Raw genomic sequence first — 25,981 nt, 5'->3', positions numbered from 1 at the left:
GGAAACCTCCAGTGGTGGGGTGACTTACGGGTTGGTCCCGGACGAGCGTCGGCGGGCGAGAGCGAGGCTGGTCAGCGTCGTGATCGCCATGGCGCCGAGGCCGACCAGCGCCGCGGTGGTGTAGGCGCTGTCGTCGGGGAAGAGGTGGCCGGGGCCGGTGCCCGCGGCGAGGATCAGGCCGCCGACTGCGCTGCCGAGGGCGAACCCGACGCTGCGGACGACGTAGTTGAAGCTCATGGCGCTCGACGTCTCGCTCTGGGGAGTGACGGCGAGGATGACGCCGGGCATCGCGGCCGAGAAGCCGCCGACGCCGAAGCCGAGCACGCCCATCGCCGCGAACAGCTCGACCAGATCCGACCGGGCCGCCGCGAACAGGGCGAACCCGCCGCCGACCACGACGGCGCTGCCGGCCAGCAGCAGGGGATCGGCGATCCGCGTCCGGACCCGCGGCGTGAGCTTGCCGGCGACGAACCCCAGCAGCGAGAAGGGGACGAGGATCAGTCCGGCGACGAAGGTCGTCAGTCCGAAGCCGTAGCCGGCGCCGTCCGGGGTCTGCGCGTACCGGGTGATGAGCGTGAGCAGGAGGTACATGCCGATCCCGCCGACGAACATGGCGAGGTTCGCCCCGGCGACCGCCGGGTGCCGCACCGCCCGCACATCGACCAGTGGCGTCGTACTGCGCAGCTCGACGACGACCCAGACGCAGAGCAGCACCACCGCGACGACGGCGAGGCCTGCCGCCACGGCGAGGTGCCGGCTCCACAGATTCCGTTCGCCGGCGAGGAACAGCACCAGGAGCAGCGCCGCGGCCAGAACGACGGCGCCTGCCACGTCCAGGTGGGCCGTGCGGCCCGCGGGGGCTTCGGGCATGGAGCGCCACGCGGTCAGGAAGGCGACGGCGGTGACGAGCAGACCGAAGCCGTAGGCGGCGCGCACCCCGCCGAGTTCGGCGAGCAGCCCGGCGAGGGGGTAGCCGACGCCGATCCCGATGATCGAGACGACCGAGATCAGGGCGATGGTGGCCGCGCTGCGCGCCTCGGGGAGGTGGTCGCGGGCCACGCCCATCATCAGCGCCGTCAGACCGAGCCCGACGCCTTGAGCGGCCCTGCCGACGAGCAGCCAGGCGAACGGCAGGGGGAGCACGGTGAGTGCGCTGCCGGCGACGACGACCGCCAGCGTGACGAGAATCGCGGCTCGCCGGTGGGGGCCTGCTCCGAGCCGGCCGAGGACCGGCGTGGCGACAGCCCCGCTGAGCAACGCGATGGTCAGCGTCCACTGGGCGCTGCCGAGCGGGACGTGGAACGTGGTCGCCACGCTGGTAATGAGCGGCGCCCCGAGGCTGGCGACCGCCGCCACGACCAGGGCGACGAACATCAGGGAGGGGACCAGCAGCCGCAGCTCGGCCTGCTTCGGTGCAGCGCTCCGGATCACTGTGTCGGCCCTTCGCGGTCCTGGCTCTCGAGCTCGGCCAGATGCTTCAGTGCCGGAAGGGCCGCCACCAGCGCCTCGACCTCGTCGCCGGTGAGCTTGTCGATCAGCTGCTCGAACGCATCGACGCCCGCCTGGCGCCGCGTCCGGACGTAGGCGGCGCCGGCCTCGGTCAGGCACACCAGCGTGACCCGCCTGTCGGACGCGTCGCCCCACCGCTCCACCAGGCCGGACTCCTCCATCACCCGGACGAGGGCGGTCATCGCGGGCTGGGTGACGCCCTCGACCGCGGCCAGATCGGTGATGCGCCGCGGGCCGGTCCGGTCCAGGGTGGCGAGGGTGGCGGCGGACGTCAGGCTCATGTCCCGGGGCAGGCGTCTCACGGCCCGGGTGGCCAGCCCGTAGAGGGCTGCCCCGATGGCGGCGGTCGCGTCGTGACGACTCATTCCTGAAGCATAACATCGTTATATTTACTGTTTATGGAATTCATGGTGAGCTTGGCAGGTTCTACGGTGAGAGCATGTTGATCGCCGAAGACCTGCTCCTGCTCCTGTACGACGACGAGACCGGCAAGCCGCTCGCCGGCTCGCCCGGCCTGGACTACGGGCTGGCCGGAGCCGTCGTGGTCGAGCTGACGCTGCTGGGCAAGGTGGACATCACCACCGAGGGCGACGACGGCAAGCCGGGACGGCTGAAGGTGCTGGACCCGTCGCCGACCGGTGACGCGCTGCTGGACGAGCGACTGGCCGTCGTGGTCGACAAGGCCGGCAAGAGGCCCAAGGACGTGATGGGCAAGCTGTCCAAGAAGCTGCGCGACCCGCTCCTGCAGCGGCTCGCCGAACGCGGCATCCTGCAGGCGGAGGAGAACAAGGTACTCGGTCTGTTCCCGGTCACCCGCTGGCCGGCCAAGGACGCGCAGCACGAGCGGGAGATCCGGGCGTCGCTGGAGAACGTCCTGAAGCTCGGCACCCAGCCGGACGAGCGGACCGGTGCGCTGATCGCGCTGCTGAGCGCCCTGGACGTCGTACCGAAGGTGGTGACCGACGCGGTCGACCGGAAGGCGCTGAAGCGGCGTGCGAAGGAGATCGCCGAGTCTGATTGGGCCGCGGCCGCCGTACGGCGTGCTGTGCAGGACATGCAGGCAGCCATCACCGCCAGCATCGTCGTGGCCTCGTCCAGCGCCGCCGCATCGGGCAGCTCCTGAGCAGAGGGGTGCCACCATCAGGTGGCACCCCACAGAACTACTCGGCCGTGCAGTCGGCCTTGCAGAGGCGGTCCATCAAGGACAGGTGGGCACCCGGCTCCTCGGTGTCCGTCTCGACCGACAGCTCCACCTGCCAGTCGCCTTCGGTCACCTGCGCGGTGGTCTTGCCCGCCTGCTGACCGAACCACTCGGTGATCTTCTGAGCCGGTACGACGTGCGCGATCTCCAGCGCCTGCGGCAGTACCTTGCCGATCTCGCTGGTGGCCGTCTCGGCCGTGCCGAGCGAGTGCAGGGAGACCACCGGTGGGCGCTTGTGGTCGCCGGTCAGCACCCACACCGCCACCGGGCCCGTCGTACAGATCGCGTAGTCGCCGTCCCGGCCGCACTTGTAGCCCGCGCCGGTCAGGCCGGCGACGACCTGCCCGGCGGACAGGTCGGACGGGGGAGCACCGGCTTCGGACGGGGTAGTACTGGCTGCTGCGCTGGTAGGCGCAGCGACCGGAGCCTCACCGGACGTCTTGTCGTCACTGGAGCAGGCCGTGGTACCGATGAGCAGGGCAGTGCTCACCAAGGTGACGGCGTACCGGTTCAGACCGGCACCTCGACGGCCGCGTCGAGCGCGATGGTGATCATCTCGGAGAAGGTGGTCTGCCGCTCCTCGGCCGACGTCTCCTCCTTGGTGATCAGGTGGTCCGAGACCGTCATGATGCCGAGCGCGCGGCGGCCGAACTTGGCGGCCAGCGTGTACAGCGCCGAGGCCTCCATCTCGATGCCCAGGACGCCGTACTCCGCGGTCCGCGAGACCAGGTCGGGCCGGTCGTTGTAGAACAGGTCGCCGGAGAACACCTGGCCGACGTGCACGTTCAGCCCGGCCGCGGCGGCGGCGTCGGCCGCGGCGCGCAGCAGCTGGTAGTCGGCGGTCGGCGCGTAGTCGATGCCGTGGAAGCGCAGCCGGTTCATCTGCGAGTCGGTGCTGGCCGACATCGCGACGATCACGTCGCGGATCTTGACCTTCTCGGTCAGCGCCCCGCAGGTGCCGACCCGGATCAGGGTCTGCACGTCGTACTCGGCGAACAGCTCGTGGGCGTAGATCGAGGCCGACGCCTGCCCCATCCCGGAGCCCTGGACGGAGACGCGCTCGCCCTTGTAGGTCCCGGTGAAGCCGAACATGTTCCGGACCTCGTTGTACTTGGTCACGTCCGACAGGTAGGTCTCGGCGATCCACTGCGCCCGCAGCGGGTCACCGGGGAACAGCACGCGCGGAGCGATCTGTCCCTTCTCGGCGGCGATGTGAATACTCATGCCGGGATGCTCTCACGGTTGGCGGCCGGGATAGTTTGATGACGTGGCTTACTCGATCGTTCCCGGTTCCCTCGCGCTGTCCCGTTCCGTCCTCGACCGTGCGGCCGACCGCCGCCGCGACGAGGAGTGGCTGGCCAAGGCCTGGGCCGCGCCGGAGACGCAGGTGGCGCTGCTGAAGGGCGAGCAGCTGGCCGTCGACGAGTCCCGGACGGCGCTGCGCTTCGTGCCGCCGGCCGGAGCGCCGGAGGGTCAGCGGATCTTCCTCGGCATCGACCGCGAGGCCGGAGCCGGCCGTACGGCGGAAGGCCGCGCCGTGTTCGGCGTCATCGTGCCCGGCGAGCCCGAGCCGTCGTACGCCGGACTGCGCGAGCTCGGCGCCGTGCTGAACGACCGCGAGGCCGGGATCGCCGTCAACCTGGTCGGCCTGGCCAACTGGCACGCGATCAACACGCACTGCTCGAACTGCGGCGCCCACACCGTCGTCGTCGACGCCGGGCACGTCCGCGACTGTCCCGACTGCGGCATGCACCACTTCCCGCGCAGCGACCCGGCCATCATCGTGCTCGTCACCGACGACCAGGACCGCGCGCTGCTCGGCCGCAACGAGAACTGGCCCGAGGGCCGCTACTCCACGCTGGCCGGCTTCGTCGAGCCGGGCGAGTCGCTGGAGGCCGCCGTACGGCGTGAGGTGCTGGAGGAGACCGGTGTCGTGATCGGCGACGACGTCGAGTACGCCGGTTCGCAGCCCTGGCCGATGCCGCAGAGCCTGATGATCGGCTACTACGCCAAGGCGACCGGCTTCGCGATCGAGGTCGACGACGACGAGATCGTCGACGCGCGCTGGTTCAGCCGCGAGGACCTGGCCGCGCAGATCGCGGACGAGACCCTCGCGCTGCCCGGCAACATCTCCATCTCGCGCCGCCTGATCGAAGGCTGGTACGGCGAGGAGCTGCCGGGCAGCTGGTGAACGCCGTCAGGCGACGAGCTTCTCCGCGACCTGGGCGAGGCTCGGGTTGGTCATCGAGGTCCCGTCGGGGAACACCACCGTCGGGACGGTCTGGTTGCCGTTGTTGATCTTCTCGACCAGCTCGGCCGCGCCCGGGGTCTGCTCGATGTCGACCTCGGTGAACTCGATGCCGGCCCGCTTCAGCTGGCCCTTCAGGCGGTGGCAGTAACCGCACCAAGGTGTCGAGTACATCGTGAATGCCGCCATCGTGGCTCGCTCCGTCTCTGTCGTGGGCGACTTGTCCGTCGGCCCGTCTAGGGTTGACCCCGTCCTACCGGAGAACCACAGCGTCAGGGGTCCTGTTCCCGCATGTCTCACCCCGTGAGCGACATCACACGTGCCGTTGCGAGCCGCTCGGCCGACGAGCTGCTCGAAGCACTCGACCCCGAGCAGCGTGCCGTCGCCACCGCTCTGCACGGACCGGTCGTGGTGATGGCCGGGGCGGGCACGGGCAAGACCCGCGCGATCACCCACCGGATCGCGTACGGCGTACGGACCGGAACCTACGACCCGGTCCGGGTGCTCGCGGTGACCTTCACCCAGCGGGCCGCCGGCGAGATGCGCGGCCGGCTCGCCCAGCTCGGCGCCGACGGCGTCCAGGCGCGGACGTTCCACTCGGCCGCGCTGCGCCAGGCCCGCTTCTTCTGGCCGAAGGTGTACGGCTCGGAGCTGCCGCCGATCGCGGACCGCAAGTTCCCGCTGCTCACCGAGGCGGCCGGCCGCTGCCGGGTCCGCGTCGACACCCCGGCGCTGCGCGACCTCGCCGGCGAGGTCGAGTGGGCCAAGGTCAGCAACGTCCGGCCCGACGACTACGCCCGGATCGCGCCGCAGTCCGGGCGCGCGCTGGCGGCCTTCGACCCGGCCACGATCGCGCGCGTCTTCGCGGCGTACGAGGACGTGAAGCTGGAGCGCGGCCGGATCGACCTGGAGGACGTGCTGCTCTGCGCGGTCGCCCTGCTGGCTGAGGACGAGCGGGTCGCGGCCGAGATCCGCCGGCAGTACCGGACCTTCGTCGTCGACGAGTACCAGGACGTCAGCCCGATCCAGCAGAGCCTGCTGAACCTGTGGCTCGGCGGCCGCGACGACGTCTGCGTGGTCGGCGACCCGGCGCAGACCATCTACTCCTGGGCGGGCGCCGACCCGGAGAACCTGGTCCGCTTCGCCTCCAAGCACCCGAACGCCAACGTGATCAAGCTGGTCCGTGACTACCGCTCGACCCCGCAGATCGTCGACGTGGCGAACAAGATCCTCGACGCGGCCGGTCCGGCCGGGCTGCCCGGGCGGGTCACGTTGCGCTCGCAGCTCGAGCCAGGCCCGGCGCCGACGTACCGGGAGTACTCCGACGAGGTCGCCGAGGCGGACGCCGTCGCCCGCGCGGTCCAGCGGCTGAACGACGAGGGCGTCGCGCTGCGCGACATCGCCGTGCTGTTCCGCACCAACGCCCAGTCGGAGAACTTCGAGCAGGCGCTGGCCGAGCGCAAGATCCCCGCCGTGCTGAAGGGCGCCGAGCGGTTCTTCGAGCGGCCCGAGATCCGGCAGGCGGCGATGCTGCTGCGCGGCCAGGTCAAGGGCGGCGACCCGGGTGACGACCTGCAGGAGACCGTCCGCGGAGTCCTCGGTGGGGCAGGCTGGACGCCGGATCCGCCGGCCGGCAAGGGCGCGGTCCGGGACCGCTGGGAGTCGCTGAGCGCGCTGGTGACGATGGCGGCCGACTTCGCCAAGGCGCACCCGGAGGCCGGACTGGTCGACCTGATGAACGAGCTGGACCGGCGGGCCACGATCCAGCACGCGCCGCTGGCCGAGGGCGTCACGCTGGCGACGCTGCACACGGCCAAGGGCCTGGAGTGGGAGTGCGTGTTCATCGTCGGGGCCCACGAGGGGACCCTGCCGATCAGCTACGCCCAGACCCCGACCCAGGTCGAGGAGGAGCGGCGGCTGTTCTACGTCGGGGTGACGCGGGCCAAGCAGCAGCTGTTCGTCAGCTGGTCGACGTCGCGCTCGCCGGGCGGTCGTGGCACGCGGGGGCCGACGCGGTTCCTCGACCCGATCGGCATCCGCGGGTCGTCGCGCCCGGCGGCGACGGAGTGGCAGTCGGCGGGCCGGACCGGACGGGAGCGGACGGACAAGCCGATCCCGAAGTGCCGGGTCTGCGGTCGCGGCCTGCTCGATCCGGGCGCCCGCAAGCTCGGCCGCTGCGAGGACTGCCCGTCGACGATGGACCAGCAGCTGTACGACGAGCTGCTGGCCTGGCGCGCCGAGCGGGCCGCCGAGGAGAGCGTCCCGGCGTTCGTCATCTTCACCGACGCCACGCTGACCGCGATCGCCGAGGCGCGCCCGACCGACGAGCGCGAGCTGCTCCGCATCCCGGGCATCGGCCGCACCAAGCTGGCCAAGTACGGCGAGCCCGTCATCGTGATCTGCACCCGTCGGTAATTGAGAGAGAAACCTGTTGCCTGCTTGGGCATCTGGGCCGCACCCTGGTCAAGAGCGTTCTGCGGTGGGCAGACGGTCTGGCACTTAGATGACAGAGGCAACGATTCCGCAGCGTGCCGGACGGGCGCCGGAGCGTGCCGCGACCACCAGATCCGGCCCTCGCGGCGGCAACTTCCGGCCAATGTCAGAAACTGCCGTTAAATAGTTTGCGGGCCTCGCGCGCCTCGGCGTACTGTTCTTTCTGCGGTCACCGGTGTGACCGAAAACTTCAAACTACAGCGATCGAGCTTGCCGCCCGTTCGCGACAACGAGAGGAGGTGCCTGGGAAATGATGACGAACATGACGATGAAGCCGAAGTTCGTCGGCGCTGCGCTGCCGTGCGCCCTGATCCCGGGTGCCGTCTCGCGTCTGCACGTCGAGACCGTTGTCCTCACGGCCCAGGCTTTCGCCCCGATCCAGGGCGGAGCTGTCGGCGATGTGAAGCGTGGCGGTTCGGGTTCTCGATCTTGGAGTCCACCGGTCTGACTCTCGAAGTCAGCCGGCACCTCCGAGGCCGCGGAACCCACCAAGGGTCCCGCGGCCTTTTTGTTTGTCAGCCCACAGTTTGCCGGCCACCAACCGGTGGCCGGTTCGGACGACAAGAGATCAGCAAGACAGTCACTAGGAGGTGACCGGAATGAGCGTTAGCTTCCTCGATGCATTCACCGAGGTCGCAACGTCGCAGGACCTGCCCTGTCGGTCCTACGCGCCAGAACTCTTCTTCGCAGAGTCCCCGTCGGACGTGGAGTACGCGAAGTCTCTCTGCACCACTTGCCCGCTGCAGGCCGAGTGCCTGGCCGGTGCGCTGGAGCGCTCCGAGCCTTGGGGGGTGTGGGGAGGCCAGCTGTTCGTTCAGGGAGTGGTCGTGCCGCGCAAGCGTCCCCGTGGACGTCCCCGCAAGAGCGACACCGTCACTGCCGCCTGATCCACCCATCCGAATCGAGACTCGAACCATGAACCCGAACCGCACTCACAGGAGCACTCAGATGAACTTACTTCAGGAAGACCTCGCACGAGCTCACTGTCGATCTTTACTGAACGACGCCGAGCAGAACCGGCGCTTCCGTCTGGCGACCCAGGTCGCCCGGGCGCAGAAGCAGGCCGAGCGGGCCACCCGGCGCGCGGAGAGGGCCAGCGCAAAAGCGCGCCTCACCCTCGCCCGTCTGGTCTGATCCACCCGGACGCCGATCCACCGGCCGGACCACCAGGTCCGGCCGGCCGGCGCCCTAGTACAACCGGCTGACGCGGCCGGAGCAGATCTCCAGCACGCCGCGTGCAGCCCGACACAGCAGCCGACCCGCAGGTCCTCGGAGCAGGGGCCCGGACCAGCGGCGCTGCAGCCCGAGGGGCGGCATCCACCCGGATGCCGCCCCTCGGGGCGTTCAGGGCTCCTGGCGGGCCAGCAGAGCCTGCTGCAGTCCCACGAGCGTGATCCCGCTGACGATCTCGCGGCGCCCGATCATCGCCGGTACGTCGGCCAGCGGGACCCACTCGATCCGGTCGGACTCGTTCAGCTCGGTCGGCTCGCCGATCCGGACCGCCGTGGTCGCCCGGAAGACGTGGTGGGTGGAATCCATGATCCCGGCCGCGGGCTCCGAGTAGACGAGCTCCGTCAGCGCACCGGGCCGCCAGCCGGTCTCCTCCTCGACCTCACGGGCCGCAGCCTCGGCGGGGGACTCGCCGGGCTCGATCAGGCCCATCGGCAGCTCCCACGCCCAGCGGTCGGTCAGGAACCGGTGCCGCCACATCAGCAGCACGCGGTCGTCGCCGTTGCTGACGACCGCCGCCGCGACGTGCTTCAACCGCACCGCGTGGTAGTCGATCCGTTCGCCGTCGGGCTGCTCGACGTCGAGCTTGCGGACGCTCAGCCACGGGTTGCCCCAGGCCTCGGTCTCCTCGTGGATGTGCCAACGCATGCCCTAGATTGTTCCTGTGACGAGCCCGACCTGCGCACTGTGCGGTACGGCGGCGCCGACCGAGGACCTGCCGCTGACCTGGGTCACGTCGGTCGAGAACGGGCGCAAGCTCGTCTACTGCGACCGCTGCGCCCGCGAGAACGTCCGCAGCATCGAAGGCAAGCTCGACAGCGCCTGGTGGTAGCCGCTACTCGTCGGTGAAGCCGGGCAGGAACTCCTCCAGCACCGACCTGAACGGCGCTTCGGTCTCCAGCTGCGACAGCACCGCGATGCCGCCGATCCACACCCGGTGGATCAGCAGGTACGACGGGGGCATGTTCAGCCGCAGCGCCAGGGCGGCGTTCGGCGAACGGAAGTCGCCGGTCCGGTTCGCCTGCTCGCGCATCCACGCGCGGCTGAACTGGAACGTCTCGGTCCGGGCCGGCTCCACGAACGGCGCCAGGTAGTCCATCAGCTGCTGCGAGTCGATCTCCATCCGCGGCTTGACGAACCCCTCGGCCCGTAGCCCGGCCAGGACCTCGTCGCCGTCGCCGTCCAGCGAGATCCGCAGCAGCCGCCCCATCGCCGGCGGCAGCCCGTCCGGGAGCCGCGCGCAGAGCCCGAAATCGACCACGCCGAGCCGTCCGTCGGCCAGGACGCGAAAGTTGCCCGGATGCGGGTCGGAGTGCAGCAGCCCGGCCAGTCGCGGCCCGCTGAACATGAACCGGACGTACTTCAGCCCGAGCTCGTCGCGCTCGGCCTTCGTCCCGTCGGTGATGAAGCTCGAGAGCGGCCTGCCCTCGATCCACTCCGACACGATCACCGTGGGGGAGTGCTTCACCACCCGCGGGACGACGAACTCCGGGTGGTCCTTGAAGGCGTCGGCGTACTGCTGCTGGGCCTGCGCCTCGCGGTCGTAGTCGAGCTCCTCGCCGATCCGGTCCTGCAGCTCGGCGATCAGCGGCTTCATGTCCAGCCCCGGGACGAGCGTCCCGAAGGTCCGGGCGAACCGGCCGAGCTGCTTCAAGTCGGCCCGCAGCGCCTCGGCGGCGCCCGGGTACTGCAGCTTGACGGCGACCTCGCGGCCGTCCTTGAGGACTCCGCGGTGCACCTGGCCGATCGACGCGGCGGCGGCCGGCTTGTCGTCGAACTCCGAGAACCGGCTGCGCCAGCGCTTGCCCAGCTCCTCGGACAGGATCTTGTCGACCGTCGCGGCCGGCATCGGCGGAGCGGAGTCCTGGAGCTTGGTCAGCGTCGCCCGGTACGGCGCCGCGAACTCCTCGGGCATCGCCGACTCCATCAGGCTCAGCATCTGCCCGAACTTCATCGCGCCGCCCTTGAGCTCACCCAGGACGGAGAACAGCTGGTCGGCGGTCCGGCGCTGGAACTCGGCCATCACCGCCTCGGCCGGCGCACCGCCGATCCGCTTGCCGAGTCCGACGGTCGCGCGGCCGGCGGCACCGAGTGGCAGGCTCGCCAGCTTCGCCGTACGGCTGAGCGCCTTGCGGGGGAGATCGGACACGCCCCCATTCTGTCGCCTCACCCAAGCCCGCCCCCGGCGGGGTCACCGGCGCGTCGTACCGGGTGGGTAACGACGAGGGGCGGAGGCCCGGCCGAAGCCGGACCACCGCCCCTACGACGTGGTGCTGGTGCGTCAGGCCTTGCCGAGGATCCGGTTCAGGTTCGTACCGCACTCGGGGCACTTGGCCTTGGCCATGCGCGTGCCCTTGTCGTTGACCTTGACCTCGCCGTCGGCGGTGCGCTTGGCCTTGCACTTGACGCAGTAGAACTCGCCGCTCCAGGTCTCTGCCATGAGGGCCTCTCTCCTTGCTCTGAATACCAGCCGGGGCTTGCAGGCCCCTGGCCGTCGTGGATGCTAACGGCAGACCGTCCTGCCGTAGGCCGTTCGGCCCAGTCGAGATTCACCCTACGGCAGGCTGAGCGTGGCTCAAGCGCACCCCAGCGCCCGCGTGCCGCGTGGAAACCCCTTTCCGAGTTCCGTCCCGGCACGGAACAGGCTCCCGGGAGTCCGCCTGCGGAACCACTCGGCTTCCCCTCCGAGTGGCCCCGGAGGCGGTCCGGGAGCCTGTTGGCCCTGACGCTAGAAGGCCGCCGCCGCGCTGGCAAGGCCGCGTTGTCCACCCCTGTGGATAACTCTGTGGGCAAGCTGTGGGGCGCGCCGCGCGGCGCTGTGGACGAGCGGGGGAACAGGGTGTGAACAACACGGATCCACGAACCCGTGATCACCCGTCTGACCTGCGAAAACGTCTGTGCACAGGATGTGGACGCAAGAAAGTCGCCGGATTCGGGCGATACGGTTTGTCCTATGGCCGACTCCCCACCGCGCCCGATCCCGCCGTACGTCGACATCCGGCGCAGCAAGCGGCGCAAGCGGACCGTGAGCGCGTACCGCGACGGCGAGCGGGTGGTCGTGCTGATGCCCGACCGGCTGTCCGCGACCGAGGAGGCGCGCTGGGTCGAGACCATGCTCCAGCGGCTCGATCGGCAGCGCAGCAAATCCCGCGTGTCGGACGAAAAATTGTTGGCCAGAGCACACGAACTCGCGTGTCGCCACCTTCCCGAAGTGCCCGAACCTGCGTCGGTTCGCTGGGTTTCGAACCAAAACAGACGATGGGGATCCTGCACTCCGGCGGACCGATCGATCCGTTTGTCGACCCGTTTGCAGTCGATGCCGGCCTGGGTCGTCGACTACGTGCTGGTGCACGAGCTGGTCCACCTGGTCGAGCCGTCGCACAACGCGGCCTTCTGGGAGCTGGTCCACCGCTACCCCAAGGCCGAGCGCGCCGAGGGGTACCTGGAGGGCGTCTCGGCCGGCGCCAGCCTGGACCTCGACGAGTTCTGAGCGGCGCTTCCCCGGCGTACCGGCGCCTTTTCCGTACGCCGTACGAGTGACTCCGGCCCGGGGTGGGGTGTGGTTTTCCCCAGGGTCGAGGTGGGGCCTGCCCCAGGGGAAGTAGGGGGACATCTGCATGGTGGCGACCCCCTCCCGGACGGGAGGCTGATGGGCATCGGCAGCGTGGCGGAGGGGCTCCGCTGCCAGGGTGCGCGTCGTCGCGCAGAGGGGCAGGGAAGCCAGATGAGTGGCCAGTTGAACAGCCGGGCCGAGCGCCGGTCGAGGGGACCGCTGACGGTCCGGGCGGCACGATGGAGCGCCACCCACCCGTGGCGGGCGATCGCGCTCTGGCTCGCCGTCGTGGTGGCGTGCTTCGCGCTCGGCAGCATGACCGGGACCAAGGAGTCGACCAACGAGGGTGACATCGGCGAGGTGACCCGGGCCGACGACATCGTCAAGTCCGGCAACTTCGACGACCCGGACGTGGAGAGCGTGCTGATCACGCCGTCCTCGGGGTCGCTCGACCAGGCCAAGGCCAACGAGGTCGCGAAGGTCGTGACGGAACGGATGCGCGCCCTCGGTGGGGTCGCGGACGTCGCCCAGCCGATCCTCGCGCCGAACAAGAACGCCCTGATCGTCCGGGTCGAGCTCAAGGACGGCGACGACGACAACCGGGTCCAGCCGCTGCTCGACGCGACCGCCAAGGTCCAGCAGGAGACTCCGGGCCTCCGGGTCGAGCAGGTCGGCGGCGAGTCGATCGACAAGGCGCTGAACGAGACGCTCGGCGAGGACTTCAAGCGGGCCGAGATGTTCAGCCTGCCGGTCACGCTGGCGATCCTGCTGGTGGCCTTCGGTGCGCTGATCGCCGCGACCGTGCCGCTGCTGCTCGCGCTGTCCGCGGTCGCCGCCGCGATCGGGCTCGCCGCGGCCGCCTCCCAGTTCGTCCCCGCGGTCGACGCGGTGAACAGCGTGATCCTGCTGATCGGCATGGCGGTCGGCGTCGACTACTCGTTGTTCTACCTGCGACGCGAACGCGAGGAGCGCGCCAAGGGCCGCGGTCACGTCGACGCGGTGGAGATCGCCGCGGCGACCTCCGGCCACGCCGTCGTCGTCTCCGGTACGGCGGTGATCATCTCGATGGCCGGCCTGTTCCTGGCCCGCGACGCGGTGTTCTCGTCCTTCGCGGTCGGGTCGATCCTGGTCGTCGCGGTGGCCGTCGCCGGTTCGCTGACCGTGCTGCCGGCGGTGCTGGCCAAGCTCGGTCGCTGGGTGGACCGTCCGCGCATCCCGCTGCTGTGGCGCCTCACGGCGCGTACGTCGGCGCCGCGGTTCTGGCCCGCGGTCCTGAAGCCGGCGCTGAAGCACCCGGTCGCCACGTTGACCGTCTCCGTCGTCGCGCTGCTCGCCGTGGCGTCGCCGGCGCTCGGGATGACCCTGAAGTTCCCCGGTACCGAGGACCTGCCGCGCGACACCGCGGTGATGCAGGCCTACGACCGGCTGACCGCCGCCTTCCCCAGCACGGGGACGAGCCACGAGGTCGCGATCAAGGCGCCGGCCGACCAGCAGGCCGCCGTACAGGCTGCCCTGGTGGAGCTGGGCAAGCGGACCGCGGGCGACTCTCTCTACGCCGAGGACGGGTTGGAGAAGCCGCGGGTCTCGGCCGATGGGCGGGTCACCGTGGTCGAGGTTGCCACGCCGTACGAGGGTGGCAGTGAGCAGGCGCGGGACTCGCTGGCCAAGCTGCGCACCGAGTTGATCCCGCAGACCGTCGGCAAGGTGCCGGGCGCCGAGTACGCCGTCGGCGGGTTCGTGGCGGCGGACGTGGACTACGCGGCGCACACCCGGTCGAAGCTGCCGCTGGTGATCGGGTTCGTGCTGCTGCTGACGATGATCGTGATGATGGTGACGTTCCGGTCGGTCGTGGTCGCGGTGACCGCGATCGGGCTGAATCTGCTCAGCGCCGGTGCGGCGTACGGTGTGGTCACGGCCGTCTTCCAGAACACCTGGGCCGAAGGGCTGCTGGACTTCCGGTCGAACGGGGCGGTCGTGTCCTGGCTGCCGCTGTTCCTCTTCGTGGTGCTGTTCGGGCTGTCGATGGACTACCACGTGTTCGTGGTCAGCCGGATCCGCGAGGCTGTGCTGCGCGGGGTGCCGACCAAGCAGGCCGTGGCCGAGGGCATCACCGGCTCGGCCGGCGTGGTGACCAGCGCGGCGGCGGTGATGATCGGGGTGTTCGCGGTCTTCGCGACGCTGAGCACGCTGGACATGAAGCAGCTCGGTGTCGGCCTGGCGGTCGCGATCCTGATCGACGCGACGATCATCCGGGCGGTCGTCCTGCCGAGCATCATGACCCTGCTCGGCGACGCGAACTGGTGGGCCCCGAAGTGGCTCCGCCGCACCCCGCCGAAGCACGCGGTCACCCAGGCCCCGGAGGAGGAGCGCGAGCTCACCCCGGTCGGCTGATCGCCGGCGACGGGATCTCGGCTGTGAAGCTGGGACCTTGAACACCTTATCGGGGCCTCGGACAGCACATAACGTGTCCGAGGTCCCGGCCTGGTGTCCGAGGTCCCGTTTCAGCCCGTGGGGGACTGCCGGGCCCGGTGGGCGGCTGCCTTCACCCGGCTCTGGCACTGCGGGGAGCAGAACCGCCGCTGCCCGTTGCGCGACACATCGACGAAAACCCGGTCGCACTGCGGCGCCGCACACACTCCCAACCGTCCAGCGAGATCACTGCCCAGCGCCAGCGCGAGACCCGCCGCACAGCCCGCGGCCCAGCCGTTGACCAGCCCGTCGTCCGGCCCGTGGAAGTGCAGGCTCCACCCCTTCTCCCGGCGATCGAGCTGCGGCCGCGCGTTCGTGTCGAGCAGCAACGCGTTGATCTCCTCGGCCGCCCGATCGAGATCGCCGGTCTGCGCCGCCTCGAACACGATCCTCATCCGCCCCGCCAGTACGGCGAGCCGCCGCGCGTCGGCCGCTTTGACGGAGGGCTGCGGATAACCGATCGCCACCAGCGACTCGGCGACCGCCTGCGCTTCGTCGGCAGGCCCGTCGAAGGCCACGCCGCCGGACCAACCCGGCGTCAGCCGGTTCACGTACTCGACCGACGCCGCCAGCACGTTCCGCGTATGACTATCAAAAGACACTTGACCAGTCACGCTGCTCCTTCGTAGAGTCGATGGCGTGACCGACGATACCGCTTTAGACAGTCACGGCGATGAGATCCCCGCGCACCCCTCACGCTCGGCGCCGAACAGCACCGGCGCCGCCGGGCGATCGCCGACTTCTCCGCCGACGCCGTCGTCGGCCGTCGCGTCCGCCCCGGGGGGCTCCTGGCGACGTCTGTCGCCGACCGTCTGGATCCTCGTCCTGGCCCGCGCGGTCAACAAGATCGGCGCCTTCACGCTCCCGTTCCTCGGGGTGGTGCTCACCGTCGAGTTCGGCGCCTCGCTGGCGCAGACCGGACTGATCCTCGCCGTCTTCGGCGCCGCGACCATCCCGTCCCGCCTGCTCGGCGGCCAGCTCGCCGACAGCCTCGGCCGTCGGCGCACGATCGTCCTCGGCCTGACCGGCTGCGCGGTCGCCCAGCTCTGGATCGCGCTCAGCGACGCGCTCTGGTCCGCCGCACTGGCGACCGTCCTGCTCGGCCTGGCGTTCGAGATCTACGAGCCACCCAGCCAGGCGACCATCGCCGACGTCACCGAGCCGGCCGACCGGCCCACGGCGTACGGGCTGCTCGGTGCGGCAATGGCGGCGGCCGGCGTGCTAGCCGGTCTGCTCGCCGCAGCAGTCAGCCACTTCGACCTGCGCTGGCTGTTCGTAGCCGACGCAATCACCTGCCTGGCCTGCGCCATCGTCGTCGCGTTGGCGCTCCCAGCCGACCGACGAGCTCGCCGCACGGCGACCATTGCTGCAGTGGAGCGAGGCCGCAGCCGGGCGGCCGGTAGCGCCGCGGACCGAGGTCGCGGGGTGGAGCCCAAGGTGGCTGTGTGGCGTGATCGGCGACTGCTTCTCCTGCTGGCCAGCGGCACAGTCTTCGCGACGCTCTACATGCAGCTCATCATCGGCATCCCGCTCACCCTGCTCGACCAGGGCCTGCCCGAGTCAGGCACCGGGTTCATCCTGGCCGTCTCCGCAGTCACGCTGATCCTCGCCCAGCGCCTGCTCCGCGTGCGGGGCCTGGACGACTTCCGCTCGATCGCCATCGGCTACGGCCTACTCGCCGCAGGGCTGGTCGTCACAGCCTTCGCGCACAGCCTCACGGTCTTCCTGCTCGCCACAGTCCTCTGGAGCCTCGGTGACCTATTCCTGCTCACCCGCTACCTCACGCAGGCGTCCGGCCTGGCCCCCGACCACGCCCGCGGGCGCTACCTGGCGGTCTTCGGCCTCAGTTGGGGCATCGCGACGACCATCGCACCGCTGACCGCCACCCAATTGCTGAAGGCCGCCGGCCCCGAAGGCCTGTGGCTCGCCAGCGCCGCGACAGCCGCAGTACTGGCGAGCATCCAACCGTGGTTCAGAAAGCAGTTGGCGCCGGCTGCACGGTGAGGCAGCTGCCCCGAGGTGCACGGCGGTGCGGCTGCCCCCAGCCGCACCGCAGGCTCAGGAAGCAGCAGCCTCCAGCCGCACCGTCAGCCCCTTGGCCACCGGAGTGTTGCTGCCCTTGGCGACGTCATCGGCTGCCATCAGCACGTTGGTCTCCGGGTAGTACGCCGCAACGCACCCCCGAGCCGTCGGGTACGAAACCAGCCGGAACCCCGAAGCCCGCCGTTCCACGCCCGCGAACTCGCTCACGATGTCCACGTACTGCCCGTCCTCGAGGCCGAGGTCAGCCAAGTCGGACGGGTTCACGAAGACCACCTCGCGCGTCCCGTGGACACCGCGGTAGCGGTCCTCCAACCCGTAGATCGTCGTGTTGAACTGGTCGTGACTCCGCATCGTCTGCAGCAGCAGGCGTCCGGGCTCGGTCGGCAGCCAGGTCAGGTCGTTCGCGCTGAACTGCGCCCGTGCGTCGGAGGTGTGGAACTCGCGCTTGTCCCGGGCGGCGTGCGCGAGCAGGAAGCCGCCCTCGTTCGCGCGCAGCCGGTCCTCGAAGTTCTCGTAGCCGTCGCAGACCCGCCCGATCCGCTGCCGGATCAGGCTGTAGTCCTTGGCGAAGTCGGCCCACGGGATCTCGCCGACGTCCGGTACCAGCAGCTCGCCGAGCGCGCAGATCAGTCCCACCTCGGACATCAGGTCCGGCGACGGCGGCACCAGGTTCCCGGTCGAGAGGTGCACCGCGCCCTGGGAGTCCTCGACCGTCACCGACTGCGGACCGAGCGCCGTCTTGTCGTGGTCGGTCCGGCCGAGCACCGGCAGGATCAGCGCCTCCTTGCCGGCGACCGTGTGGGACCGGTTCAGCTTGGTCGACACGTGCACGGTCAGGTCGCACGCGCGCAGGCCCCGGTGCACGACGTCGGTGTCCGGCGTGGCCATCGCGAAGTTGCCGCCCATCGCGAAGAACACCCGTACGTCGTTCTCGCGCAGCCGCTGCACGGTCTGCGCCGCGTCGATGCCGTGCTCGCGCGGCGAGGTGAACGCGAACTCCGCGTCTAGCCGGTCGTGGAACTTGGCCGGCATCTGCTCCCAGATGCCCATGCTGCGGTCGCCCTGGACGTTGGAGTGGCCGCGGACCGGGCACGGCCCGGCGCCGGGCTTGCCGATGTTGCCCTGCAGCAGCAGCACGTTGACGATCTCGGTGATCGTCGCGACCGCCTCGCGGTGCTGGGTCAGGCCCATCGCCCAGCAGATCACCGTGGCCTTCGACTTCAGGAACCGCTGCGTGAACTCCTCGATCTCGGCCCTGCTCAGCCCGGTCGCCTGCTCGACGGCCGGCCAGTCGAGCTCGGCGTTGTGCTTGGCGTACAGCTCGTACCCGCTGGTGTGCGACTCGATGAACGCCTTGTCCAGCACGGTTCCCGGCGCGTCCGCCTCGGCCTGCAGCAACAAGTGGCCGACGGCAAGGAACAGCGCCTGGTCACCGCCGATCCGGATCTGCAGGTGCTGGTCGGCGAGCGTGGTGCCCTTGCCGACCCAGCCGGACGGGCGCTGCGGGTTCTTGAAGTTCATCAGGCCCGGCTCGGGCAGCGGGTTCACCGAGACGATGTCCGCGCCGTGCTTCTTGGCGATCTCCAGGTGGCTGAGCATCCGGGGCGCGTTGGTGCCCGGGTTCTGGCCGACCACGACGATCAGCTCGGCCTCCTCGAGCATCTCCAGGGTGACCGCGCCCTTGCCGCTGCCGATCACGCGGGTGAGCGCTGTACCGGAGGACTCGTGGCACATGTTCGAGCAGTCGGGCAGGTTGTTCGTCCCGTACGCGCGGACCAGCAGCTGGTACAGGAACGCGGCCTCGTTGCTGGTCCGGCCCGACGTGTAGAAGACGGCGTCGTTCGGGTCGTCCAGCGCGCGCAGGTGCCGCGTGACGACGTGCAGCGCCTCGTCCCAGCCGACCGGCTCGTAGTGGTCGGCGCCGGCCCGCAGCAGCATCGGCTCGGTGATCCGGCCGAGCTTGCCCAGCTCGAACTCGGAGATCCGGTTCAGGTCGTCGATCGAGTGCTCGGCGAAGAAGGCCCGCGGGATCTTCTTGCGGGTTGCCTCCCAGGCCACCGCCTTGGCGCCGTTCTCGCAGAACTCCGCCGCGTGCTTGCGCTTGTGGTCGGGATCGGGCCAGGCGCAGGACGGGCAGTCGAAACCGCCGTCCTGGTTCATCTTGAGGAACACCTTGCCGGTCCGCGCCGGGCCCATCTCGCGGAACCCGAACTTGAACGACGACAGCACGGCCGGAACACCGGCCGCCTTCTTCTTCGGCTGTTCGATGTCGACCATGGTTCAACCATAAATCTTTCTCTGAGGGAGGGACTTGTTGATAGGCGTCGCTGTGGTTGCGGTCAGGTGACGGCCGATAGCGGACAGAAGTCTCGACAGCTCACCCCGGCCCGCCCTAGCGTGCTGAGGAAAGCGTTTGCCGCCGCCACTCCGCCCGAGGGATCCGCTCATGCTTTCCAAAGCCGCCGTCCTGCTCACCTCACTCGCGCTGGTGCTTTCGCCGACCCAGGCCAGTGCCGCAACTCACTCCGGACCCCAGCTCGAACGCCTGGACCGCGGCCTGGTCGCCGCTGCCACCAGTGAGGGCGTCTTCCTCAGCTGGCGCCTGCTCGGCCCCGAGGCGACCGGCCACTCCGACCACGGCCTGACCGGTACGGACTTCGCCGTCTACCGGGACGGCCACCGGATCGCCACGGTCACCGACAGCACCAACTACGTCGACCCCGCCGGTACCCAGACCAACCGCTACCGAGTCGTCTCGCTGGTCAACGGTCGCGAGAGGGACCGCAGCGCCTCCGTCACTCCGTGGGCGAACAGCTACACCGAACTGCCGCTGCGCAAGCCGGCCGACGGCGTCACGCCGGCCGGGGAGATCTACACGTACGCCGCCAACGACATGAGCGTCGGCGACGTGGACGGCGACGGCCAGTACGAGTACGTCGTCGTCTGGAACCCCTCGAACGCCAAGGACGTGTCGCAGGTCGGCTACACCGGCAACGTGTACGTCGACACGTACGAGACCGACGGCACCCTGCTGCACCGGCTCGACCTGGGCGTGAACATCCGGGCCGGGGCGCACTACACCCAGGTGCTGGTCTACGACTTCGACGGCGACGGCCGCTCGGAGACCATGCTCAAGACCGCGCCCGGTACGAAGGTGACGACGTACGACCGTGCCGGCCGGGTCAAGTCCCAGCGCTACATCACCATGCCCGCGGCAGACCGCCGGGCGGGCTACAGCCACCAGGACGACTACCGGGTCAGCAAGGCCGACTACTACGACCACCTGGTCGACCTGTTCCTCCAGTGGAAGCAGCAGCCGGAGGTGCAGAGCGGCCAGTGGCCGGCCACGCTGGAGGCGGCCTTCGGCATCCCGGACAAGTACGCCTATCCGCTGAACGAGCCGGACGCCCAGGCCCTCGTCGACTACTTCATGGACGTCTACGCCCCCGCCCGCAGCACCAGGAACCAGCTGCGTGCCTTCGAGGGCTTCATCCTGAGCGGACCCGAGTACCTGAGCGTCTTCCGCGGCTCCGACGGCAAGGAGCTCCAGACCATCCGCTACGAGCCCGGCCGGACCGACGACGGACTCCGCTGGGGCGACTACGCGATGGCTCGCATCGAGCCCGGCAACCGGGTCGACCGCTTCCTGGCCGGCGTGGCCTACCTGGACGGCAAGCACCCGTCAGCTGTCTTCGCCCGCGGCTACTACACCCGTACGACGCTCGCGACGTACGGCTGGAACGGCCACCGGATCACCAAGGGCTGGGCGATCGACAGCGGCTGGACGCCGATGACCAACCCCTTCAACGACAGTCCGCACGGCCGCGACGGCACCGACCCGACGTACGGGTCGATCACCACGCAGGGGTTCCACTCGCTCAGTGCGGCGGACGTGGACGACGACGGACGGCAGGAGATCGTGTACGGCGCTGCCACCATCGACGACGACGGCAGCGTGCTCTACAGCTCGAAGGACGTGCTCCCGCCGGGCAGCGCGGCACCTGGTGAGCTGGCCCGGCTGGGCCACGGCGACGCGATGCACGTGACCGACATCGACCCGCAGCGACCGGGCAAGGAGATCTTCACCGTCCACGAGGGCGCCACCTCCGCGCCGTACGGGTACGCCCTGCGGGACGCCCGGACCGGCGAGGTGATCTACGGCGAGTACTCCGGCCGGGACACGGGCCGCGGCATGGTCGGCGACATCGTGCCGGAGGAGCCGGGGCTGGAGACCTGGGCGATGCGACTCCGGACGGCCGACGGCGACGCGCTGGGCACTGCGATGCCCGGGACCAACCAGAGCATCCGCTGGGCCGCCGACATGACCACGCAGATCGTGGACGGCGCCGGTGCCGTCACGCCGACCATCAAGGACTGGCGGCGCGGCACTCTGCTCACCGCGACCGGCACGTTGACCAACAACGGCACCAAGGGCAACCCGTCGCTGGTCGCCGACCTCTTCGGCGACTGGCGCGAGGAACTGCTGGTCCGTACGGCGGACAGCAGCGCCATCCGGATCTACCTGAGCACCGAGCGGACCGACCGCAAGCTGTACACGCTGATGCACGACCCGCAGTACCGGGTCGAGGTGGCCCGGCAGCAGACGACGTACAACCAGCCGTCGTACACGGGCTTCTACCTGGGCTCGGACATCGACTGGGCGAAGGTTCCGCTGGTGAGGTGACACCACATGGCTGGCGGCATCGTTGTGTGCCGCCAGCCCATGGCTCCACGGCGTTCGGCTTCCTACAGTCCTCGCATGACCACACCACGTCGTGCACTCGTCACCGGCGCCGCCTCGGGGATCGGCGCGGCCTGCGCCCACCGGCTCGCCGCTGAGGGGCTGCGGGTCGTGGCGGTCGACTACGACGCCGACGGGCTGCAGGCGGTGGCCGGCGACGGCATCGACGCCGTGCAGGCCGACCTGTCCGACCTGGACCGGCTGGCGGACCTGCCGACCGACGTGGACGTGCTGGTGAACAACGCGGGCGTCCAGCTGGTCGCTCCGGTCGAGCAGTTCCCGCCGGAGCGGTTCGGCTACATCCTGCGGCTCATGCTCGAGTCGCCGTTCCGCCTGATCCGGCAGAGCCTGCCGCACATGTACGGCGCCGGCTGGGGCCGCGTGGTCAACATCAGCTCGGTGCACGGCCTGCGGGCCAGCCCGTTCAAGGCGGCGTACGTCGCGGCCAAGCACGGGCTCGAAGGCCTCAGCAAGGTCGTCGCGCTGGAGGGCGCCGCGCACGGCGTCACCAGCAACTGCGTGAACCCGGCGTACGTGAGGACGCCGCTGGTCACTGCCCAGCTCGCCGACCAGGCCGCCGTGCACGGCCTGACCGAGGCGGAAGTGCTGGACAAGATCCTGCTCGAACCGGTCGCGGTGAAGCGGCTGATCGAGCCGGCCGAGGTCGCCGAGGTGGTCGCGCTGCTGTGCGGTCCCGCGTCGGCCTCTCTCACGGGGAGTTCGTTCGTCCTCGACGGCGGCTGGACCGCCCACTAAGGAGCAAGCATGTCGACGCACACCCCACCGGTCCGCGAGCGGACCCCGATCGCCCGCGTGGTCGGCGCCAGCCTGGTCGGCACCACCGTCGAGTGGTACGACTTCTTCCTGTACGGCGTCGCCGCGTCCGTGGTCTTCGGCGATCTGTTCTTCCCCAAGGGCGAGGAGCTCACCGGCACCCTGCTCAGCTTCGCCACCTTCGCCGTCGGGTTCTTCGCCCGGCCGATCGGTGGCGTCGTGTTCGGCCACTTCGGTGACCGGATCGGCCGCAAGAACCTGCTGGTGCTGTCGCTGCTGATGATGGGCCTGGCCACCTTCGCGATCGGCCTGCTGCCGACGTACGCGCAAGTCGGTGCGCTGGCCCCGATCCTGCTGACCGTGCTGCGGCTGATCCAGGGCTTCGCGCTCGGCGGCGAGTGGGGTGGCGCGGTCCTGATCGTTTCCGAGCACGGCGACCCGGCCCGGCGCGGCTTCTGGGCGTCGTGGCCGCAGGCGGGTGCTCCCGCCGGCCAGCTGATCGCGAACGGCGTACTGGCAGGGCTCGCGGCCTTCCAGAGTGACGCCGCGTTCAACTCGTGGGGCTGGCGGATCCCGTTCCTGCTGTCCGCCGTACTGGTCCTGGTCGGGCTGTGGGTGCGGCTGCGGATCGAGGAGTCGCCGCTGTTCCAGCAGGCCCGCGCGAACCAGGAGCCGAGTGAGAAGATCCCGTTCGTCGAGGTGATCACCAAGTACCCGCGCGAGATCCTGACCGCGATGGGCGCCCGGATGGCCGAGAACGTCAGCTACTACATCTTCACGATCGTGATCGCGACGTACGCCAAGGACCACCTCGGCCTGGGCAAGTCGTTCGCGCTGAACGCCGTGCTGATCGCGGCGGCAATCCATTTCTGCGCGATCCCGTTGTGGGGCGCGCTGTCGGACCGGGTCGGCCGCAAGCCGGTGTACCTGTTCGGCGCGGCCGGCGTCGGGATCTGGGCGTTCGTCTTCATCGCGTTCGTGGACACGAAGAACTTCGCGCTGGCGACTCTGGCGGTGACCATCGGACTGGTGCTGCACGGCGCGATGTACGGGCCGCAGGCATCGTTCTTCACCGAGCTGTTCGGCACGCGGGTCCGGTACTCCGGGGTGTCGGTCGGGTACCAGTTGGCCTCGATCGTCGCCGGCGGGCTGGCGCCGTTCATCGCGGTCGCCCTGCTGAAGGCGTACGACTCGGGCTACGCGATCTCGATCTACGTGGCAGTGTGTTCGGTGATCTCGCTGATCGCCGTCACCAGCTACGGCGAGACCAGCAAGCGGGACCTCGCGAAGGTGTAGGAGGAGGGACATGGACGCCGGCCGGAAGCGGGAAGCCGAGCTCAGGGCTCTGGTGGACATCGCTCTCGAGCTGGCGTCCGCCCGCGACCCCGGCCGGGTCCTGAACACGATCGTGCACCGGGCCCGCACGCTGATCGGCACCGACGTCGCGTACCTGACCCTGTACGACGCCGCCCGGGGCGACACCTACATGCGGGCGACCGACGGCTCGGTCTCGGCGGCCTTCCAGCAGTTGCGCGTCCCGCTCGGCGCGGGGCTCGGGGGACTGGTCGCCGAGACGCACAAGCCGTACTGGACCGCCGACTACCCGAGCGACCACCGCTTCCGGCACACCGGCCCGATCGACTCCGCCGTCGGCGAGGAAGGCCTGGTGGCCATTCTCGGTACGCCGTTGATCGTGGACGGCGCGTTCGTCGGCGTGCTGTTCGCCTCCAACCGGACCGCTCGGCCCTTCAGCCGCGACGAGGTTTCGCTGCTCGGCTCGCTGGCCGCACTCGCCGCCGTGACCATCGTCCAGGTCCGGGCGGCCGCGGAGACCGCAGCTGCGCTGGAGCAGCTGTCGGAGGCTCATGCCGGGGTGGAGCACGCCGCCGCGGCGCACGACCGGTTCGCGGACATCGTGCTGTCCGGTGGGGACGTCGACGCGATTGCTGCGGCACTGGCCGAGCTGCTGGACGTGTGGGTCGTGCTGTTCGATGCGCTGGGCAACGAGCTTGCCGCGGCCGGTCCGGTCTCGCTGGACCTGGCCACGGCCGCGGTGGCCTCGGTAGACGGCCGGCTGGTCCGGACGGGCGACTGCTGGGTGGTCGCGGCTGCTGCCAAGGGCGAACGGCTCGGTGCGCTGGTGGTCGGCGGAGTGGACGACCTGTCCGCCGCGGACCAGCGGATCGTGGAGCGAGCGGCTGTCGTCACCGCACTGGTGCTGCTGTTCCGGCGGCAGGCCGCCGAGCAGTCGCAGCGAGCGCAGGCCGACCTGTTGGCTGACGCGGTCAGCGGTACGGCGGACTCTCGCGCTCTGGCCGACCGGCTCCGGTTGCTCGCCCCGACCCGGCATCTGCCGACGCAGTTGGTCGTCGCCGTCTGCCGTGGCGACCACACCGGCGTACTGGCTCGTCTCCCGGCCTCGCTACGGCTCGTACTGGCCGGACCGTACGCCGGTGATCTCGTGCTGCTGCTCGCCGAGCCGGACACGCTCGTGACCGCGCGAGCCTTGAACGACGTCGCCCGGCGCTGCGGGCTGACGATCGCCGTCACCGGTCCGGCGCGCTGGGGTCAGCCGCTCGTCGACACGTACCAGCAGGCGACCCGGCTGGCCTCCACCATGCTTCGCCTCGGCAAGTCCGGCCAGGCAGCCACACCGGACGACCTGGGCGTCGCCGGGCTGGTCGGAGCCGCGACGGTCGACGTCAAGGCGCACGTCGCCCACGTCCTCGGACCGGTGACCGCCTACGACTCCCAGCGGGGCACCGACCTGGTCGGCACACTCGAGGCCTACTTCGCCGCCGGGCAGAGCCCGACCCGAGCCGCCACCGCCCTGCACATCCACCCCAACACGGTCCAGCAGCGCCTGGATCGGATCACCGCACTGCTCGGCGACGGCTGGCAGGAGCCGGAGCGCGCTCTCGACGTACAGGTGGCACTGCGTTTGCTGCGGACGCTGCACAGCTAGGCTCAGCCGGTGATCGACCGACGGGTAGTAGTGCTGGTGGTACCGGCGGCCGGCACGTGGGCTCCGCCCGGCCGCGAGCCTGAGGCCTGGCGACTGGCGCTGGCCGAGGACACGTACGAGGTACTCGCTGCTCTCGACCTGGTCGAGGTGGCTGTTGCTGTCGTCGGAGGAGACGCCGCCGGTCTCGCCAAGGTCGCTGGGCTCACCTGGCCCGGTACTCCGGTGTTCGCCGCGGAGTCGGTCCTGGATGCTGTCGAGAAGGCCGGTCCGACCGCAGCGACCGTGGCCGTCAGCCACGACGTACCGGATCTGCCCGGGCTCCTGATCGGCAAGCTCTTCCGAGCGCTCTCGTCGGCGGACCTCGCGGTGACCCCCGCCGAGGACGGCTCGCTCTGCGCGATCGGCGTACGGCGGCCCGTCGCGCCCTGGGTCGCCGCCGCCGACCCGACCTTCGACACCCCGCTCGGCACGCTCGAACACCTCAAGCCGCGCCGCCACGCGGTCGCCCTCGGCCCCGGCTGGCACCGCCTCCGCTCAGGCGCGGACCTCGCCCGCCTCGACCCCGGCCTCGAGGGCTGGGACGCCACCCGCGCGCTTCTCCGCGGAAAGTAACTACCTGAGCCGTCACCTTCCGGGGTTTGGCTCGTTTCACCTGTCAGCGGGGACATGGGGGTGTCCACCAGGGCTGTTCGCCGCAACCGGGCCAGCCCGTCGGTGCCGTTCAGGGGCGGTGATACCGGCGGGGCCCGGCGAGG

General features: G+C 70.2%; 25 protein-coding genes. 15 read left to right on the top strand and 10 right to left on the bottom strand.

Features of this window, described 5'->3' with window-relative positions; all coding sequences use genetic code 11:
- Window positions 1-24 precede the first annotated feature (24 nt).
- Both ABD235_RS28845 and ABD235_RS28840 read right to left on the bottom strand, forming a co-directional pair.
- Window positions 25-1,431 carry an MFS transporter gene (locus tag ABD235_RS28845; RefSeq protein ID WP_344179768.1) on the bottom strand — a complete coding sequence of 469 codons (1,407 nt, stop codon included), beginning with the start codon at window positions 1,429-1,431 and terminating at the stop codon, window positions 25-27.
- Complete coding sequence (locus ABD235_RS28840) at window positions 1,428-1,874, bottom strand: MarR family winged helix-turn-helix transcriptional regulator (protein WP_344179765.1); 447 nt, start codon at window positions 1,872-1,874, stop codon at window positions 1,428-1,430. Before ABD235_RS28840 ends, ABD235_RS28845 begins: the two co-directional genes overlap by 4 nt.
- 74 nt (window positions 1,875-1,948) lie before the next feature.
- Between ABD235_RS28840 and ABD235_RS28835 the strand changes: the two genes are divergently transcribed.
- A complete protein-coding gene (locus ABD235_RS28835) occupies window positions 1,949-2,632 on the top strand; it encodes a GOLPH3/VPS74 family protein (protein ID WP_344179763.1) in 684 nt (227 codons plus the stop codon).
- Between the two features lie 37 nt (window positions 2,633-2,669).
- Here ABD235_RS28835 and ABD235_RS28830 read toward each other — a convergent pair whose 3' ends face one another.
- Both ABD235_RS28830 and deoD read right to left on the bottom strand, forming a co-directional pair.
- Window positions 2,670-3,200 carry a hypothetical protein gene (locus ABD235_RS28830; protein WP_344179760.1) on the bottom strand — a complete coding sequence of 177 codons (531 nt, stop codon included), beginning with the start codon at window positions 3,198-3,200 and terminating at the stop codon, window positions 2,670-2,672.
- Window positions 3,201-3,220: 20 nt separating this feature from the next.
- Window positions 3,221-3,934, bottom strand: a complete 714-nt coding sequence (gene deoD / locus ABD235_RS28825; RefSeq protein ID WP_344179758.1) for a purine-nucleoside phosphorylase — start codon at window positions 3,932-3,934, stop codon at window positions 3,221-3,223.
- A 43-nt stretch (window positions 3,935-3,977) separates the two neighbouring features.
- On the opposite strand from deoD, the gene nudC reads away from it, so the two are divergent.
- Window positions 3,978-4,901, top strand: coding sequence for an NAD(+) diphosphatase (gene nudC / locus ABD235_RS28820; RefSeq protein WP_344179755.1), 924 nt, complete (start codon window positions 3,978-3,980; stop codon window positions 4,899-4,901).
- 6 nt (window positions 4,902-4,907) lie between these two features.
- On the opposite strand, the gene ABD235_RS28815 is transcribed toward nudC, so the two are convergent.
- A complete protein-coding gene (locus ABD235_RS28815) occupies window positions 4,908-5,147 on the bottom strand; it encodes a mycoredoxin (protein WP_184797056.1) in 240 nt (79 codons plus the stop codon).
- 102 nt (window positions 5,148-5,249) lie between these two features.
- Between ABD235_RS28815 and ABD235_RS28810 the strand changes: the two genes are divergently transcribed.
- From ABD235_RS28810 to ABD235_RS28795, 4 genes are all read left to right on the top strand, one after another.
- Complete coding sequence (locus tag ABD235_RS28810; protein WP_344179752.1) at window positions 5,250-7,373, top strand: ATP-dependent DNA helicase UvrD2; 2,124 nt, start codon at window positions 5,250-5,252, stop codon at window positions 7,371-7,373.
- Window positions 7,374-7,701: 328 nt separating this feature from the next.
- On the top strand, window positions 7,702-7,899 hold the full coding sequence (locus ABD235_RS28805; RefSeq protein ID WP_344179751.1) for a hypothetical protein: 198 nt from the start codon (window positions 7,702-7,704) through the stop codon (window positions 7,897-7,899).
- Between the two features lie 151 nt (window positions 7,900-8,050).
- A complete protein-coding gene (locus ABD235_RS28800) occupies window positions 8,051-8,338 on the top strand; it encodes a WhiB family transcriptional regulator (RefSeq protein ID WP_344179750.1) in 288 nt (95 codons plus the stop codon).
- A 61-nt stretch (window positions 8,339-8,399) separates the two neighbouring features.
- Complete coding sequence (locus ABD235_RS28795; protein ID WP_184797048.1) at window positions 8,400-8,585, top strand: hypothetical protein; 186 nt, start codon at window positions 8,400-8,402, stop codon at window positions 8,583-8,585.
- Window positions 8,586-8,795: 210 nt separating this feature from the next.
- Here ABD235_RS28795 and ABD235_RS28790 read toward each other — a convergent pair whose 3' ends face one another.
- Window positions 8,796-9,329 carry an NUDIX hydrolase gene (locus tag ABD235_RS28790; RefSeq protein ID WP_344179743.1) on the bottom strand — a complete coding sequence of 178 codons (534 nt, stop codon included), beginning with the start codon at window positions 9,327-9,329 and terminating at the stop codon, window positions 8,796-8,798.
- Between the two features lie 16 nt (window positions 9,330-9,345).
- Here ABD235_RS28790 and ABD235_RS28785 point away from each other — a divergent pair, with 16 nt between their 5' ends.
- On the top strand, window positions 9,346-9,513 hold the full coding sequence (locus ABD235_RS28785; RefSeq protein ID WP_344179742.1) for a hypothetical protein: 168 nt from the start codon (window positions 9,346-9,348) through the stop codon (window positions 9,511-9,513).
- A gap of 3 nt (window positions 9,514-9,516) precedes the next feature.
- Here the strand turns inward: ABD235_RS28785 and ABD235_RS28780 are convergent, their stop codons facing one another.
- Both ABD235_RS28780 and ABD235_RS28775 read right to left on the bottom strand, forming a co-directional pair.
- Window positions 9,517-10,830: an ABC1 kinase family protein gene (locus ABD235_RS28780; RefSeq protein WP_344179740.1), complete on the bottom strand. Its 1,314-nt coding sequence runs from the start codon at window positions 10,828-10,830 to the stop codon at window positions 9,517-9,519.
- Window positions 10,831-10,962: 132 nt separating this feature from the next.
- Window positions 10,963-11,121 (bottom strand): DUF5679 domain-containing protein, encoded by a 159-nt coding sequence (locus ABD235_RS28775; RefSeq protein WP_012922897.1) that lies wholly within the window; start codon window positions 11,119-11,121, stop codon window positions 10,963-10,965.
- A gap of 513 nt (window positions 11,122-11,634) precedes the next feature.
- Between ABD235_RS28775 and ABD235_RS28770 the strand changes: the two genes are divergently transcribed.
- Together ABD235_RS28770 and ABD235_RS28765 are read left to right on the top strand one after the other, a co-directional pair.
- Window positions 11,635-12,171, top strand: a complete 537-nt coding sequence (locus tag ABD235_RS28770) for a M48 family metallopeptidase (protein ID WP_344181332.1) — start codon at window positions 11,635-11,637, stop codon at window positions 12,169-12,171.
- Window positions 12,172-12,405: 234 nt separating this feature from the next.
- Window positions 12,406-14,625, top strand: coding sequence for an MMPL family transporter (locus tag ABD235_RS28765; protein WP_344179737.1), 2,220 nt, complete (start codon window positions 12,406-12,408; stop codon window positions 14,623-14,625).
- 110 nt (window positions 14,626-14,735) lie between these two features.
- Here ABD235_RS28765 and ABD235_RS28760 read toward each other — a convergent pair whose 3' ends face one another.
- Window positions 14,736-15,317 carry a CGNR zinc finger domain-containing protein gene (locus ABD235_RS28760; RefSeq protein ID WP_344179735.1) on the bottom strand — a complete coding sequence of 194 codons (582 nt, stop codon included), beginning with the start codon at window positions 15,315-15,317 and terminating at the stop codon, window positions 14,736-14,738.
- Window positions 15,318-15,342: 25 nt separating this feature from the next.
- On the opposite strand from ABD235_RS28760, the gene ABD235_RS28755 reads away from it, so the two are divergent.
- Window positions 15,343-16,707, top strand: coding sequence for an MFS transporter (locus tag ABD235_RS28755; RefSeq protein ID WP_344179734.1), 1,365 nt, complete (start codon window positions 15,343-15,345; stop codon window positions 16,705-16,707).
- A 54-nt stretch (window positions 16,708-16,761) separates the two neighbouring features.
- On the opposite strand, the gene ABD235_RS28750 is transcribed toward ABD235_RS28755, so the two are convergent.
- Window positions 16,762-19,023 (bottom strand): FdhF/YdeP family oxidoreductase, encoded by a 2,262-nt coding sequence (locus ABD235_RS28750; protein WP_344179731.1) that lies wholly within the window; start codon window positions 19,021-19,023, stop codon window positions 16,762-16,764.
- Between the two features lie 169 nt (window positions 19,024-19,192).
- On the opposite strand from ABD235_RS28750, the gene ABD235_RS28745 reads away from it, so the two are divergent.
- The 5 genes from ABD235_RS28745 to ABD235_RS28725 all read left to right on the top strand — a co-directional run bounded on the left by ABD235_RS28745 (window position 19,193) and on the right by ABD235_RS28725 (window position 25,838).
- Entirely contained in the window at window positions 19,193-21,430 is a 2,238-nt protein-coding gene (locus ABD235_RS28745) for a rhamnogalacturonan lyase (RefSeq protein ID WP_344179730.1), read from the top strand.
- 75 nt (window positions 21,431-21,505) lie between these two features.
- Window positions 21,506-22,243, top strand: coding sequence for an SDR family NAD(P)-dependent oxidoreductase (locus tag ABD235_RS28740; protein ID WP_344179728.1), 738 nt, complete (start codon window positions 21,506-21,508; stop codon window positions 22,241-22,243).
- A gap of 9 nt (window positions 22,244-22,252) precedes the next feature.
- Window positions 22,253-23,557, top strand: a complete 1,305-nt coding sequence (locus tag ABD235_RS28735) for an MFS transporter (RefSeq protein WP_344179727.1) — start codon at window positions 22,253-22,255, stop codon at window positions 23,555-23,557.
- A gap of 10 nt (window positions 23,558-23,567) precedes the next feature.
- On the top strand, window positions 23,568-25,226 hold the full coding sequence (locus tag ABD235_RS28730) for a helix-turn-helix domain-containing protein (RefSeq protein WP_344179725.1): 1,659 nt from the start codon (window positions 23,568-23,570) through the stop codon (window positions 25,224-25,226).
- Window positions 25,227-25,235: 9 nt separating this feature from the next.
- A complete protein-coding gene (locus ABD235_RS28725; RefSeq protein WP_344179724.1) occupies window positions 25,236-25,838 on the top strand; it encodes a DUF2064 domain-containing protein in 603 nt (200 codons plus the stop codon).
- Window positions 25,839-25,981: the final 143 nt, after the last annotated feature.

The organism is Kribbella lupini (assembly GCF_039529595.1).
Classification (GTDB): domain Bacteria; phylum Actinomycetota; class Actinomycetes; order Propionibacteriales; family Kribbellaceae; genus Kribbella; species Kribbella lupini.
This window is presented reverse-complemented; position numbering and strand designations above follow the sequence as displayed.

Coding starts and splice junctions, on each gene's coding strand:
- ABD235_RS28840 (WP_344179765.1), bottom strand. CDS start 1,874: ATGAGTCGTCACGACGCGACCGCCGCCATCGGGGCAGCCCTCTACGGG.
- ABD235_RS28835 (WP_344179763.1), top strand. CDS start 1,949: ATGTTGATCGCCGAAGACCTGCTCCTGCTCCTGTACGACGACGAGACC.
- deoD (WP_344179758.1), bottom strand. CDS start 3,934: ATGAGTATTCACATCGCCGCCGAGAAGGGACAGATCGCTCCGCGCGTG.
- ABD235_RS28815 (WP_184797056.1), bottom strand. CDS start 5,147: ATGGCGGCATTCACGATGTACTCGACACCTTGGTGCGGTTACTGCCAC.
- ABD235_RS28810 (WP_344179752.1), top strand. CDS start 5,250: ATGTCTCACCCCGTGAGCGACATCACACGTGCCGTTGCGAGCCGCTCG.
- ABD235_RS28805 (WP_344179751.1), top strand. CDS start 7,702: ATGATGACGAACATGACGATGAAGCCGAAGTTCGTCGGCGCTGCGCTG.
- ABD235_RS28800 (WP_344179750.1), top strand. CDS start 8,051: ATGAGCGTTAGCTTCCTCGATGCATTCACCGAGGTCGCAACGTCGCAG.
- ABD235_RS28795 (WP_184797048.1), top strand. CDS start 8,400: ATGAACTTACTTCAGGAAGACCTCGCACGAGCTCACTGTCGATCTTTA.
- ABD235_RS28790 (WP_344179743.1), bottom strand. CDS start 9,329: ATGCGTTGGCACATCCACGAGGAGACCGAGGCCTGGGGCAACCCGTGG.
- ABD235_RS28775 (WP_012922897.1), bottom strand. CDS start 11,121: ATGGCAGAGACCTGGAGCGGCGAGTTCTACTGCGTCAAGTGCAAGGCC.
- ABD235_RS28770 (WP_344181332.1), top strand. CDS start 11,635: ATGGCCGACTCCCCACCGCGCCCGATCCCGCCGTACGTCGACATCCGG.
- ABD235_RS28765 (WP_344179737.1), top strand. CDS start 12,406: ATGAGTGGCCAGTTGAACAGCCGGGCCGAGCGCCGGTCGAGGGGACCG.
- ABD235_RS28750 (WP_344179731.1), bottom strand. CDS start 19,023: ATGGTCGACATCGAACAGCCGAAGAAGAAGGCGGCCGGTGTTCCGGCC.
- ABD235_RS28745 (WP_344179730.1), top strand. CDS start 19,193: ATGCTTTCCAAAGCCGCCGTCCTGCTCACCTCACTCGCGCTGGTGCTT.
- ABD235_RS28740 (WP_344179728.1), top strand. CDS start 21,506: ATGACCACACCACGTCGTGCACTCGTCACCGGCGCCGCCTCGGGGATC.
- ABD235_RS28735 (WP_344179727.1), top strand. CDS start 22,253: ATGTCGACGCACACCCCACCGGTCCGCGAGCGGACCCCGATCGCCCGC.
- ABD235_RS28730 (WP_344179725.1), top strand. CDS start 23,568: ATGGACGCCGGCCGGAAGCGGGAAGCCGAGCTCAGGGCTCTGGTGGAC.